The organism is Dubosiella newyorkensis, from assembly GCF_001945605.1.
Lineage (GTDB): Bacteria > Bacillota_I > Bacilli_A > Erysipelotrichales > Erysipelotrichaceae > Dubosiella > Dubosiella newyorkensis.
In genome coordinates this window covers 45,601-58,708 of sequence record NZ_MPKA01000087.1, presented here as the reverse complement: position 1 = coordinate 58,708, position 13,108 = coordinate 45,601, and the positions used below count along the sequence as shown (strand labels likewise).

Below are 13,108 nucleotides of genomic sequence, written 5' to 3'. Positions count from 1 at the left end.
TGTTTACGCTTTTAGTATACATCACTCCAAAAAAAAAGCAAGAATATTCTGGGTGTGAAATTTCACACCCAGAATATTCTTGCGATTTGATAAAAAATGAATGTGATCAGCCAAGCGATCGCGAGCTGGAAAGCTGCCGCTTTCCACATATATAAAGAAGAACCTGATTCCTTCTTGATCGTGGCCAAACTGGCAAAGCAAGGAATATAAAGCAATACAAAAAGCATCATGCAGTAGGCGTTCAAAGAATTGAAGCCAATCATCAGCAGCGCTTGCTGCATCCCTCCTTCAGCCGAAACAGAATTCAGATCCGAGATCCCAAACAAGACGCCAAGAGACGAAACGACGACTTCTTTGGCTGAGATCCCAGCAAGAAGGGCCACCGCGATCTGCCAGAAACCAAGTCCAACAGGAACTAAGACTGGCGTGATCGTCTTACCAATCATCGCCGCAAACGATGAAGATATATCGCTCGAATAGCCATGGATTCCAAAATTCAATAGGACCCACAAGACGATCGAAGCGATAAAGATCGTTGTTCCTGCTTTTTGCAAAAAGTCTTTCACTTTCTCCCATACGTAAACATATACGGTATGAAGGCTTGGCATTTTATAGATAGGAAGTTCAATGAGCAACGGCTTATATTCCTTCGCTTTTTCGATCTTGGAGCTTATAAATGCGACCGCCAGCGCGACAAGGATGCCAATCAAATACATCGAATACGCGATCCACATCGCATGTTCTTGAAAGAACATGCCGCTAAGTAAAATATAGGTCGGCAGCTTGGCAGAACAAGACATGAATGGCGTGATGAGCATGACTCGTCTTCGATCTTTCATCGATTCGAGAGTGCGGCTCGCCATGATCGCTGGCACCGTACAGCCAAAGCCTAAAACCATAGGAATGAATGCTCTTCCCGACAAGCCTAGCTTTCCCATGATGCCATTCATCACATAGGCGACTCTTGCCAGATATCCAGAATCTTCTAAAAAGGCCAGAGCGATAAAAAGAATCGTGATATTTGGCAAAAACGTAATAATTCCTCCCACTCCAGAAATGATTCCATCGCATACCAATGAAATGAGCCAATCGGATACATGGATCTGAAGGAGGAAGTTATGGATCGCGTCATTGAACATTTCGATCAAAGTCTCTAAATAACCGGATATATAATCACCAATCGTAAATGTCAGCATAAAGACGAGAGCCATGATCAAAAAGAAAAACAGAATCCCAAATATAGAATGGGTCAAATAACTGTCTATCTTGTCTGTCAGATCTTCTTTGCTTTCCTTGCCGAGGAGCACTTCATGCATGATCCGTTCGATATAATCGTATTTTTCATTGACGATCCGATCCGAGATCGATTCACCGGCGATCTTTTTTAAATCAAGCGGATACTTTTGCTGGAGCACTTCGTCGTTTTCCAACAATCCGATCGCGATCCACCGATTTCGATTTGCATCAACAGGGATTTGATCTTCGACTTGACCGATCTTTTCTTCGATATCGCTCGTATAGATCATCGCGTGATCGCGCACGATATCTCTTTCAATTTCCATAGGCTGATGATTGATGGCGTTCGATTCTTCCGCTTGATGGAGGGCAGCATGCATGAGCGCCTTCAAGCCTTTTTTCTTGCGCGCCACGACAGGAACACAAGGTACTCCAAGAATTTCAGAGAGCCGATGAAGATCGAGATCGATCCCTCTTTTTTCAACGATATCCATCATATTGGCCGCGATCACGACTGGTTTATTCAATTCAAGAAGCTGCAATGTGAGATAAAGCGAACGTTCAAGCGACGAAGTATCGACAACATCGACGATCACATCGACTTCATCCGAGACGATAAAATCGCGCGATACGCTTTCTTCCATCGTAAACGAAGTTAAGGAATAGGTTCCTGGAAGATCGACAAGCTTGATCTTATGACCATGATCTTCGATCGCTCCTTCCATTCGTTCCACCGTGACGCCCGGCCAATTCGCGACTTTTAGATTCGCTCCTGTATAAGCGTTGAACAATGTTGTCTTCCCACAGTTTGGATTTCCTATAAATGCGACAGTGATCTCTTTTTTCATGCCTCTACCTCGATTTGTTCACTCAATTCTTTTCCTAACGCAAATCGTGTTCCTCTTAATCGGATCACGAGTGTTCCATTTTGCTTGCGCTGAACAACCTCGATGGGGGTACCACTCAGCATTCCAAGGGTCCTAAGCCGCCGTCGCGTTTGTTCGTTGGTGTTGATTTGCCGAACAACCACGCTTTTTCCCTTTGGTATTTCTTTTAGAGTCATAGTTCGCCTCATTTCTAATTTACAAAGTTAATTATAATTAACTCTTGAAAAATTGAAAACGGAAAACACTCCACATTTGATAATAAAAAGCGCATCGACTATAATTATGAAAGAAATGGAGGGACCTGAATGGATTTTCTTTACGATGTTCAAGATGAAAAAAGAGTCTTCAGCGCGCTCCAATATATGCCTGCCGCCGAGCAGATCGAACAATTAGCGAATTTTTACAAGATCATGGGCGATCCGAGTCGTTTGATGCTTTTGATGGCCCTTGAAAAAGGAGAGCTTTGCGCAAGCGATCTTGCGAATGTCGCAAAAATGTCGCGGAGCGCGGTCTCCCATCAGCTCAAGGCTCTAAAGCAAGCCAAACTAGTCAAATCAAGAAGACAAGGGAAAACGATTTTCTATGAATTGGATGACGAACACATCCATTCAGTATTGAAAGTCGCTCTAGAACATATCAAAGAAGGAGCGGATCATCACGATTGATCCGCTCCTTTTCCTATTTTTCATTCATCAAATACGCCAAGACTAAACGTGAAACTTCGACAAGCGAAGATACGTGGGTCCTTTCATAGCTATGAGAATTCATGCACCCCATCCCAAAGACGGCTGCCTTTACATTCTGTCCAGCACGTATGGCGGCTGTTCCATCCGATCCGAACCGATAATAAATATCAATACATGCAGGGATCGAATACGTTTTAGCCAACGTATACAGCCTCGTAGTCAGCTCCCAATCGTATGGCGAGTACGCATCCGCCCCTCCGATACAAACACTTTTTTCCGTTCCATGATAATCTGGCCCGATCAAACCAATATCCAACGCGATATAGGTATCGACTTCGCTAGGAACATAAGCTCCACCATGCCCGATCTCTTCATAGATCGGGAAAGCGAACAAAGTATCGTATTCAGGAATGATTTGATTCTCCTTTAAGCATTTCATCGCTTCCAATAAAGAGGCGACGCAAGCTTTATCATCAATGTGTCGGGATTTGATATAACCAGAGCGTGTGATGATACACCGCGGTTCGATCGATACGAGATCACCATGCTCAATACCAAGATCATAGACATCTTGATCCGAATGGACCTCTTCATCAAGAAGGATCCGCATCGTTGAAACATCGCGGCTAGCGTCTTTGGCATCGTCGAACACATGCACAGAATGCGATTGATGGATCACCATTCCTGTATACGTTTTTCCTTGGCGCGTGTGGATATAAACATTTTCGCCTTCGATGGAATGAAAATTGACCCCTCCCAGATTTTTAACTTGGATCCAGCCATTCGGGTCGACTTGACGCACGATCAAGCCGATCGTATCCAAATGCGCCCCAAAACACACTGTTTTGGAATGATCTTTCCCTTCCAGCTTAGCATACAAGGTTCGTTTGTTGTCATAGAATACTGAGTAGCCGTACTCGTTCAATGTTTTCTCCATCCAAGCATGGATCTGCGGATAATACGCGACGACGCTAGGCACGTTGACAAGATCTTCAAAAAGATGAACGACTTCCTGTTCATCAACATATGGCAATTTTTTCATTTTAATCTTCCCTTCCTCAATTCTTCTACCATTTCGATTCTATTATAGGCAGTTTTTGAAAAACGTGTTACGATATTTTTATGAAAATCATCATCTCGCCTACGAAACAAATGAAATTTACCGACGACTTTCCCTTCCCCTATACGACACCGCTTTTTTTCGAGGAAAGCCAGAAGCTGCGCGCTTTGCTTTCGGGTTGTACTTCGATGGAGCTCAAAAAAATGATGAAGGTCAGCGACAAGCTTCTTGCAAAAGTAGAAGCGCTCTATAAAACAGTGCATCCCGAACAAGGGTGCGCTTTGCTGTCATATTCCGGGATCGCTTTTCAATATATGGCTCCTCATGTTTTTGACGATGACATGCTTCAATATGTTCAAAACCATCTGCGGATCCTTTCAGGAATGTATGGGATCTTGCGTCCTTTCGATCAAGTGGAAGCGTATCGCTTAGAGATGCAGACAAAACTTTTGTTCGAGCCAAGATCTTTATACGCGTTTTGGGGTGCGCGGATCGCCGATGCGCTTGAAGACGACATCATCCTCAATCTAGCAAGCGAAGAATACGCGAAAACGATCCGCCCATATAAGAAGCTGATTGATGTTCGTTTTCTCGATGTGGATGGCAAAGAAAAAGGAGTCTACGCGAAAATGGCGCGTGGAGAGATGGTCCGTTATATGGCAGAGCATTGGATCGAGTCGGTCGATGAAATCAAACAATTTGACCGGCAAGACTATCGGTTTTGTCCCGAGCACTCGAGCGAAGATGAGTTCGTATTTCAAAAAACGCGATAAAGAAAGGAAGACGTCATAATCAAAGCCGCGATTTGTTGTGGAGGCGGATTTTCCTCGAGCACGATGGCCGAACATATCAAAAAAGGCATCGAGACGTATGGATTATCCTCCGAGTTATCAATAGAATTTTGTCCATTTTTGTTGGCATCCAAAAAGATCGATGCCTATGACATTTTCATCCTGTGTCCTCATCTTGCCCGCGATGTCAAAACGTTCAACGAGCGCTATTGCCAGAACAAAAAAACCGCTCTACTTGCTTCCGATCCGAATGTATGGGCCTGTGGATGTGCAAGAGCTGTACTATGATATTCAAGATATCCTTATAAGATTCAAAGAAAACCCAATCAATCCTGTTCATTTTCCGGACGAAGAGAATTGCTTGAAAGTCAAACGCGTCAAGGCGTATCGAAATGTGAAAAAAAGCTGATTCGTCAGCTTTTTTCTATTATAATAAAAAAATGAATATTCAGGACGCGATCCGTTACGCAAACGGCGATCCAAAGGATGTCGCCTTGCTCCAAGAAATCGAACAGACCTATATCCGACTTATGGAGGTCTGTCCTTTTCGAATCGAATACCGGATCCTAGACAAAACATCCCCAAATTCCTTTGCTCCTTTTTCGTTCCAATCGAAGATGGCTCTTGACCTTCTTTGCTCGAGCGAAAAACTCGTCGTGCTTCTATGCACGCTCGGATACCCCTTTGAACAAGAACTCAATCGTTACTCTTTGCTCGATCCAAAAAAAGCCCTTTTATGGGACGCATGCGGTTCCGCTTATCTCGAAGAGTGTTTAGATGCCTTTGAACAACAGCTCAAGGCACAATTGGCGCCCTTCTATTTGACCGACCGCTTCTCGTGTGGCTATGGCGACTTGCCTCTTACGATGCAAAGCCAGATCGTCTCCTTTTTAGAAGGAACGAAAAGACTAGGCGTGTTTGTTTCAAAAAGCCAAATGCTTTTTCCCACCAAAAGCGTAAGCGCCTTTCTTGGAGTCAGCCCTCAAAAACAGCCCGCAAAGATCAAAGGATGCTCTTATTGCATGCTCAACACTACATGTCCCTATAGAAAGAAAGGAAAATCATGTCATGAAGCAAATCGTTAAAATTCTCGATGGAGCCACGGGAACGATCCTCCAGAACTCTGGGATCGCCATTCCCGAAATTCCAGAAACCCTCAATATGACTCAGCCCGATCTAATCGAATCGATCGCTAGAGACTACGCCAAAGCTGGCTCGCAAATCGTGTACGCGAATACGTTTGGCGCAAGTCCTTTAAAGTTTCAAAATTCTTCCTACTCGTATAAAGAATGCATTCAAAGCGGGATCGTTCTTGCCCGAAAAGGCGCGCCTGCATGTAAGATCGCATTGGATATTGGTCCGCTAGGTCAGCTGATGGAGCCCATGGGCAGCTTTACCTTCGAAGAAGCCTATGATCAATTTAAAGAAATCGTGCTAGCCGGAAAGGAAGCCGACTTGATCGTGATCGAGACAATGAGCGATCTTTACGAAACAAAGGCAGCTCTTTTGGCCGCTAAAGAACACAGCGACTTGCCTGTCTTTGTCACAATGTCCTTTGAAGAAAATGAACGGACATTCACGAGTTGCACTTTAGAGAGCATGGCAAAAACTTTGGAAGCTTTGGGAGCCAACGCGATTGGTTTCAACTGCTCGATTGGTCCAAAACAAATGATCAAGATGGTCGAAAAACTATCGACCTTGACTTCTCTTCCGATCATCGCTAAACCTAACGCGGGACTTCCCGACCCTTCAAGTGGAACGTATACGATGAGCGCTTCTGAATTCTATGAGCATATGGAATCCCTTGTAGAAGCTGGCGCTTCCTATATTGGCGGCTGCTGTGGGACCTCACCTATTTTTATTGAGCAAATCGCCAAATTGAAAGGGCAGCAAATCGCGCGAGAAGAAGTTGATTCCGGTGGATGGGTTTGTTCGCCACTTTACGCCTTCTGCACAAAAGGGATCCATCCAATAGGCGAACGACTCAACCCGACTGGAAAGAAACGGTTTCAACAAGCGCTTCTCGAAGAAGATCTTGATTATATCGTTTCGATCGCCCTAGAACAAAAAGAAGCAGGCGCGGATTTGTTGGATGTTAACGTAGGTCATCCTGGAGTGGATGAAGTGAAAATGCTTCCTAAACTCGTCAAACGGCTTCAAAGCGTGATCGATCTTCCTTTAATGCTGGACTCTTCCAATCCTAACGCTCTTGAAGCAGGGGCTCGCGTTTACAATGGAATCTGCGCTCTCAACTCTGTGAGCGCGGAAAAAAAGAAAATGCAGGAAGTCATGCCGATCGCCCAAAAATATGGCTGTTCGCTAGTGTGTCTTTGTCTTGATGAAGAGGGCATTCCAAATTCCGCAAAAAAAAGAGTGGAGCTTGCGCATAGGATCGCTCAACAGGCAAGCCAATATCTTCTTTCAAAAAACGATCTTTGGTTCGATCCCCTGACTTTGACCGTGTCAAGCCAGCCTGATCAAGCCATCGAAACGCTCGATGCGCTCAAAGAACTTTCAAAAGAAGGCTATTCGTGTGTTCTTGGCGTTTCCAATATTTCGTTTGGTCTTCCTGCACGACAAATGATCACGCAAGCCTTTCTAGCTCAATCTCTCTATGCGGGATTGAATTTGCCAATCATCAACGTCAATGTGGATCGTTATATGGATACGATCGTTTCGAGCCGGCTTTTATTGAACGAAGATTTAAAAGCGCAAAAGTATATCGAGCGCTTCCACGCTTTAAAAGCCGAACCACAAAAAGCTATGGAAACACTTAGTCTGCAAGAAGCGGTCTATAGAGGCTTGGGAAAACAAGCTCGCCTTATTGGAGAAGCATGTTTAAAAACGATGAAGCCGCTTGAGGTTGTGGAACGAGAACTCATTCCTTCCTTGGATCGTGTTGGAAACGATTATGAAGCGGGGATCCTGTATTTGCCGCAGCTTCTCTCTTCAGCCAAGGCCGCCCAAGAAGTGTTTGGCTGCATCAAAGAGCACCTTGCCAAGACGGGCGAGAAACAAAATTCAAAAGGTACGATCGTTCTAGCCACTGTCGAAGGGGATATTCATGATATTGGAAAAAATATCGTGAAAACAGTGCTTGAAAACTATGGATATACGATCATCGATCTTGGCCGGGACGTGCCTGCGGAAACGATTGTAGAAACTGTAAAAGCGAACAAGATCCGGCTTGTTGGTCTATCGGCTCTGATGACCACGACCCTTCCTGCGATGGAGAAAACGATCCAGCTGCTCCACCAGCTCGAATGTCCGCCTAAGATCATGGTCGGGGGAGCGGTCTTGACACCCCAATACGCCAATGAGATGCAAGCCGATTATTATTCAAAAGATGCGCAAGATGGAGTGCGGATCGCGAAAGAGGTGTTTGAGAATGTCTAAGATCGATACCCTCCTCAAACAAGGTCCGCTTCTTTTCGATGGAGCGATGCATTCCTATCAAGGAAGCCAAACGAGCAAGGAAGTTTTGAAAGACTATATCGATGCTGGAGCTATGGCGATCAAAACGAATACGTTTTCTTGTTCCTCCTCTTCGCTTCCATGGAACGAGATCGAACAGAAGATCGAATTTGAAATCGAGCAAGCCAAAGAAGCCGCTCATGAAGAGACGCTCATTTTTGCCAATATTGGACCATGCCCTCGAGAAGACGACGCGTTTTCGATCTATAAGAAACAAGTCGATCTCTTTTTAAAGCATGGGATCAACGCCTTCCTTTTTGAGACGATCTCTTCTTTAAACGGGATCGAAGCAATCAGCGATCATATCCATCAAATAGCGCCCGAGGCGTTCGTTCTCGTCAGTTTTGCGATCCACGAAAATGGAATAAGCGACCAAGGAGAAACGATCCAGTCTTTGTACGATGCTTTGGCGCAAAGCTCGATCGATGCGATCGGCATGAATTGCCGGGTCGGCCCGAAACATATGCTCGAGCTTTTAAAAACACTCGTTCGATGCGACAAGCCACTCTATATATCGCCCAATGCAGGGTATCCAACAGTTCTTGGCTGGAACGTCTATTACAATGGTTCTCCCGCCTATTTTGCTCAAATGATGAAAGAGATTCGATTGTTGGGCGTGGAAATGATTGGCGGTTGCTGTGGTACGACCCCAGCACATATAGCCGCGATGAAAGAAGCCATCCTGCTTCTTCCTTCCTATATTCCCTATCATAATCCAAGAACTATCCAGAATGATCATCCTCGATCAGGCAAAGACTGGAGAAATACGATCGCCATCGAGTTGGATCCTCCAAAAAACGATCAGCTTGACGCCTTTATGAAAGGTGTTTACGCGTTTCATAAAGAAGGAGTCGACTTGATCACGCTAGCCGATTGTCCTGTTGGCCGCATGCGGGCCGATTCTTCTTTACTAGCGTGCAAGATCAAAAAAGAAACTGGGATCGATCCTCTTCCTCATATCACTTGCAGGGATAGAAATCTCAACGCGATCAAAGCGCTGCTTCTTGGCTTGTCGGCGCAAGAGATCCATCAAGTGTTGTTCGTGACAGGGGATCCGCTTCCTAGCGATACGATCGAAGAAGTCAAAGCGGTCTATCATTTTAATTCGCGAAAACTCATGAAAGCCGTGCATCAAATGAACGAACTGTCAAGTCCAATGGCTCTTTTTGGCGCCTTGAATATCAATGCTCATAACTTTGATCAACAGCTCGTTTTAGCGAAAGAAAAAGAGGCGAATGGAGCGATCGGCTTCTTGACGCAGCCGATCCATTCATGGGAAGGACTTCAAAACTTAAAAAAAGCGAAAGAACATTTGAATGGCGTGATCTTAGCGGGAATCTACCCGATCGTTTCGTATAAAAACGCCTTGTTTTTGAGCAACGAGATTTCAGGAATGAGAATCGATGCTCGAATCGTAGAAATGTATAAAGACAAAGATCGAAAAGAAGGAGAGCAGATCGCGATCCAGATCTCGAAAGCAATCATGAAGGAAGCGCTCCCCTATTGCGATGGATTTTATTTGATGACACCTTTTCAAAGAATCGAAATGATGCTTCCTTTGATCCAGGAAGCGAAAGATTTGCTAAAAAAAACGGGAACGAATTAAAAAGTCCCGTTTTTTTAATTATACGGCGGCGGCTAAACCAACAATAGCCCACCAAATCAAAGCGATAACAGCTAAGAAGATGATTACCGACAAAATGATTCGTGCTGCCCCCTTAGCAAAGCGCCATACTGCAGGAATCCCACCTACGAGCAAGAGCAAGCCAAGCACAATGACCAATATTTGCTGCCAAGTCATATTTATCACTCCTTTTCCAGTATCATTGATATTTTTAATTATAATGATATCTTTCCGATTTACTTTTATGATGCATAAAAAAAGAGGCGTCGCCTCTTTATCGTTCGATCTTTCTTTGTTTTTTCGCTTCATCGACAAGCTTCATGACCTTTAAGGTTTGATCTTCATAGGCTGAATACGCGTTTTGATCGTTCTTTTCGATCATATCGACAAAATCGCTCAATTCATAATACATATGAAATCCTTGGTCGATTCCGATTTCTTGTCCTTGATTGCCCGAATTCTTTTTGCCGATCATATCGCCTTTAGGCAAAAGAAGATCGACATGTTCGCATACCCCGCTACTCGCTTGATCGATGCGGACCGTCCCCTCTTCCCCTTGAATATAAACACAATTGGGTGAAGAGGAATCTTTTGCTCCGACGCAAACAGCCGTGAATTCCGGGTATTCCAAGACGAGGATCCCGCTTGTATCGATTCCGTTGAAACCTTGATTCATAAAATAATGGAGCGCTTTTGGCATGCCAAATAAACCAACCACAAAATGGAGGTTATAGTAATTAATATCCATCAAAGCGCCGCCATCCATTTTTGGATCAAAAGCGTTCGTCACTTCTTTTCGCTTATATTGATCGTAACGCGATGAATACTGTGAAAAATTGCATTGCACGATCTTGATAGAGCCGATCTCTTTTAAATGGGACTTGACCGCTTGATAGTTGGGCGTATGGATATTTGTGATCGCTTCCATGATCATCACGCCGTTTTTTCGAGCGATCTCAAAGAGCTCTTTGGCTTGTTCTTCTGTCGAACAAAATGGTTTTTCCAACAAGACGTGTTTTTTATGTTCTAAAGCTTTTTTAGCTTGTTCATAATGAAGCGAATTCGGACTTGCGATATAGATCACATCCAGATCGGGATCGGATAAAAACTGATCAAGATCCCAGAAAAACCGATCTGCTTCATGACTTTTCGCGAACTCCATCGCTCTTTCTTCATTTCTAGAATAGACGGCATTCAATCGGATCCCGTTAACTTGCTTGATCGTATCGATCATTCGATCAACGATGATCCCGCTGCCAATCGTTCCTACTTCCAACATTGTTTTTCCCTCTCTTATGTCCTTTTTTCTGTGTGATAGGCCGATAGATCCTAAAACATACTCCGTCGTCCGTATTGTAACCCTTCACTATATAGTGATTGGTCTTGGTGACTTTCGATACGATCGAGAGTCCTAAGCCAAATCGGCCTCCCTCGCCTTTTTCATATGGCTTGAACAACGTTTCGATCCGGTCTTCTGGCATCTTAGGTCCATCGTTATAAATCCGAATATCGTTTTCGCGGACGACGATCTTGATATATGTCTTTGCATATCGAAAGGCGTTTTCCATAATGTTTTCGATCGCTACGCGCCATCCCTCTAGAAGCCCGTCAAAGAAAACTTCCTCTACATCCGTGATCAAACGGATATCCGGATCGATGACTGCCGAGTTCAATACGACTTGCTCGACGACCTCTTTCATATTGGTCACGACCCCTTCCGCGTCTGTCGTGATCAAATATTCGATCCGGTTCAAATAAAGAAGGCTATGGACTTTATCTTCAAGACGCTGCGCATTGTTCAAGATCACATCGACGCTGCTTTCAAGATCGCCATATGGATAGATTCCATCTTTGATCGATTCCGAATACGATTTGATCGTGGCGATCGGTGTTTTCAGATCGTGCGAAATGTTATGGATCATCTCTTCTTTGGCGTTTTGTTGTTTAGAAAGCTCTTCTTTCATCGAAATGAGCTCTCTAGCCACTTCTCCGATCTCGTCTTCCCGCTTGATATTGAGTTCGACATCTTTTCCTTGCTTGATCTGCGAAATATATACCCGGATCTGATTGAGAGGATGAATGATCGAAAACGCCCAGATCATCAAGATCATCAAGATCAAGGAAAAGGCGACCACCATCACGTACACGGTCGAATCGATCAAAGAACTTCGAAATTCACTCGCGTACGTATCATCCATAAAGCTTGCCACGATCACAGGCTTGCCTCTGGAAATACACTTTTCAAGCAAATAATAATATGGACCATCGTCCACCTCGATCGTTCCATGCATTTCGCTCACGCCTTCTTGGAGCATTTGATCGGCTTTGACGATCAAAAAATTATAGAACGCGTCATTTTTAAAAGAATGCTCTGGAATGGTCAAGAATTGGATCGTATCGTCTTCGATCATGCAGTTGGTCTGCACGGAGTCCGTAGACAAATAACGAAAAAGATCGTTGTCAAAGGTGACTGGCTCATTGGCTTCCAACGCGCTCAAGATCGGCTTTTGTCTAGAATCCATCACCGAATACATTTGATTGGAGATCGTGATCTCGATGTTCTTGTTCAAAAAGAACGTGAAAAACAAAGTCAAAAAGATCAGCATGACCAATATGATCATCAGCACTTGCTGGGTCAATGAGAGCTTTTTAAAATAAAATCCAAGTTTGTGTTTCATGGATCAACCTAAGCGATATCCATATCCATAGATCGTGTGAATGTTCAAGTTAGGAAGTTTTTTACGCAATCTTCGCAATGTATCGTCCACGACACGATCGGAGCCAAAGTAGTTTTCATCCCATACGTTCTCCAAGATCTTATCGCGAGAAAAGGCGATGCCTTTGTTTTTGATAAACATCATCAACAGATCGAATTCTTTGGTCGTCAACTCGATCTCGACATTGTCAGCATAGATCTTGCGCTGTACTTCGTCCAACTCATAGCCATCGATCGAGATCCGATTGGCGTTTTCTTTATATGTTCTCTTGATAATATTGTTGACACGTAGAACGAGTTCTTTGGGAGAGAACGGCTTCGTGATATAATCGTCGCACCCTTTTTCCAAACCGATGATCCGATCGAATTCTTTATCTCGCGCCGACATGAAGATCACGGGGATCTCTGGGCCCTCCAAGCGGATCTCTTCCAATAGATCGAATCCTGATTTGTCATCGAGCATGATATCGAGGATCCATAAATGGACATCATCATCCCCTACATGGGCGCTTGCTTCCTCATACGTATAATATTGATGAACTTCATATCCATCTTTGCGCAAATATTGAGCGACAAGATTATTGATATCTTTTTCATCTTCCACAATGCTTATGACACGTTTCATAAACTATCC

General features: G+C 44.1%; 13 protein-coding genes and 1 pseudogene. 7 read left to right on the top strand and 7 right to left on the bottom strand.

The genetic code is table 11. The annotated features are described in order from the left end of the window. Positions 1–62: 62 nt before the first annotated feature. Positions 63–2,084, bottom strand: coding sequence for a ferrous iron transport protein B (gene feoB, locus BO225_RS09215; RefSeq protein WP_076341941.1), 2,022 nt, complete (start codon positions 2,082–2,084; stop codon positions 63–65). Next, positions 2,081–2,299 (bottom strand): FeoA family protein, encoded by a 219-nt coding sequence (locus tag BO225_RS09210; RefSeq protein ID WP_076341940.1) that lies wholly within the window; start codon positions 2,297–2,299, stop codon positions 2,081–2,083. The genes feoB and BO225_RS09210 overlap by 4 nt, the downstream gene beginning before the upstream one ends. Positions 2,300–2,428: 129 nt before the next feature. Between BO225_RS09210 and BO225_RS09205 the strand changes: the two genes are divergently transcribed. Then, on the top strand, positions 2,429–2,788 hold the full coding sequence (locus tag BO225_RS09205) for an ArsR/SmtB family transcription factor (RefSeq protein WP_076341939.1): 360 nt from the start codon (positions 2,429–2,431) through the stop codon (positions 2,786–2,788). 13 nt (positions 2,789–2,801) lie between these two features. On the opposite strand, the gene BO225_RS09200 is transcribed toward BO225_RS09205, so the two are convergent. Then, on the bottom strand, positions 2,802–3,851 hold the full coding sequence (locus tag BO225_RS09200; protein WP_143356810.1) for a M42 family metallopeptidase: 1,050 nt from the start codon (positions 3,849–3,851) through the stop codon (positions 2,802–2,804). A gap of 80 nt (positions 3,852–3,931) precedes the next feature. Here BO225_RS09200 and yaaA point away from each other — a divergent pair, with 80 nt between their 5' ends. The 6 genes and pseudogenes from yaaA to BO225_RS09175 all read left to right on the top strand — a co-directional run bounded on the left by yaaA (position 3,932) and on the right by BO225_RS09175 (position 9,740). After that, positions 3,932–4,642: a peroxide stress protein YaaA gene (gene yaaA, locus BO225_RS09195; protein WP_076341938.1), complete on the top strand. Its 711-nt coding sequence runs from the start codon at positions 3,932–3,934 to the stop codon at positions 4,640–4,642. A 63-nt stretch (positions 4,643–4,705) separates the two neighbouring features. Continuing rightward, positions 4,706–4,804 (top strand): annotated as a pseudogene (locus tag BO225_RS13100) (hypothetical protein); the annotation flags it as partial. A gap of 4 nt (positions 4,805–4,808) precedes the next feature. Next, complete coding sequence (locus tag BO225_RS12770) at positions 4,809–5,069, top strand: hypothetical protein (protein ID WP_233120320.1); 261 nt, start codon at positions 4,809–4,811, stop codon at positions 5,067–5,069. A 31-nt stretch (positions 5,070–5,100) separates the two neighbouring features. Next, complete coding sequence (locus BO225_RS09185; RefSeq protein WP_076341937.1) at positions 5,101–5,745, top strand: hypothetical protein; 645 nt, start codon at positions 5,101–5,103, stop codon at positions 5,743–5,745. Continuing rightward, positions 5,729–8,056, top strand: a complete 2,328-nt coding sequence (locus tag BO225_RS09180; protein ID WP_076341936.1) for a homocysteine S-methyltransferase family protein — start codon at positions 5,729–5,731, stop codon at positions 8,054–8,056. Before BO225_RS09185 ends, BO225_RS09180 begins: the two co-directional genes overlap by 17 nt. Then, positions 8,049–9,740 (top strand): bifunctional homocysteine S-methyltransferase/methylenetetrahydrofolate reductase, encoded by a 1,692-nt coding sequence (locus tag BO225_RS09175; protein WP_076341935.1) that lies wholly within the window; start codon positions 8,049–8,051, stop codon positions 9,738–9,740. The genes BO225_RS09180 and BO225_RS09175 overlap by 8 nt, the downstream gene beginning before the upstream one ends. 18 nt (positions 9,741–9,758) lie before the next feature. Here the strand turns inward: BO225_RS09175 and BO225_RS09170 are convergent, their stop codons facing one another. Genes BO225_RS09170 through BO225_RS09155 form a run of 4 tightly spaced genes read right to left on the bottom strand, consistent with a single transcriptional unit; the run spans position 9,759 to position 13,099 of the window. After that, entirely contained in the window at positions 9,759–10,067 is a 309-nt protein-coding gene (locus BO225_RS09170) for a hypothetical protein (RefSeq protein ID WP_076341934.1), read from the bottom strand. Further along, positions 10,033–11,037, bottom strand: coding sequence for a Gfo/Idh/MocA family protein (locus BO225_RS09165; RefSeq protein WP_083632168.1), 1,005 nt, complete (start codon positions 11,035–11,037; stop codon positions 10,033–10,035). Before BO225_RS09165 ends, BO225_RS09170 begins: the two co-directional genes overlap by 35 nt. Next, positions 10,997–12,436 carry a sensor histidine kinase gene (locus BO225_RS09160; protein ID WP_076341933.1) on the bottom strand — a complete coding sequence of 480 codons (1,440 nt, stop codon included), beginning with the start codon at positions 12,434–12,436 and terminating at the stop codon, positions 10,997–10,999. Before BO225_RS09160 ends, BO225_RS09165 begins: the two co-directional genes overlap by 41 nt. Positions 12,437–12,439: 3 nt before the next feature. Next, positions 12,440–13,099: a response regulator transcription factor gene (locus BO225_RS09155; RefSeq protein ID WP_076341932.1), complete on the bottom strand. Its 660-nt coding sequence runs from the start codon at positions 13,097–13,099 to the stop codon at positions 12,440–12,442. Between the last annotated feature and the right edge of the window lie 9 nt (positions 13,100–13,108).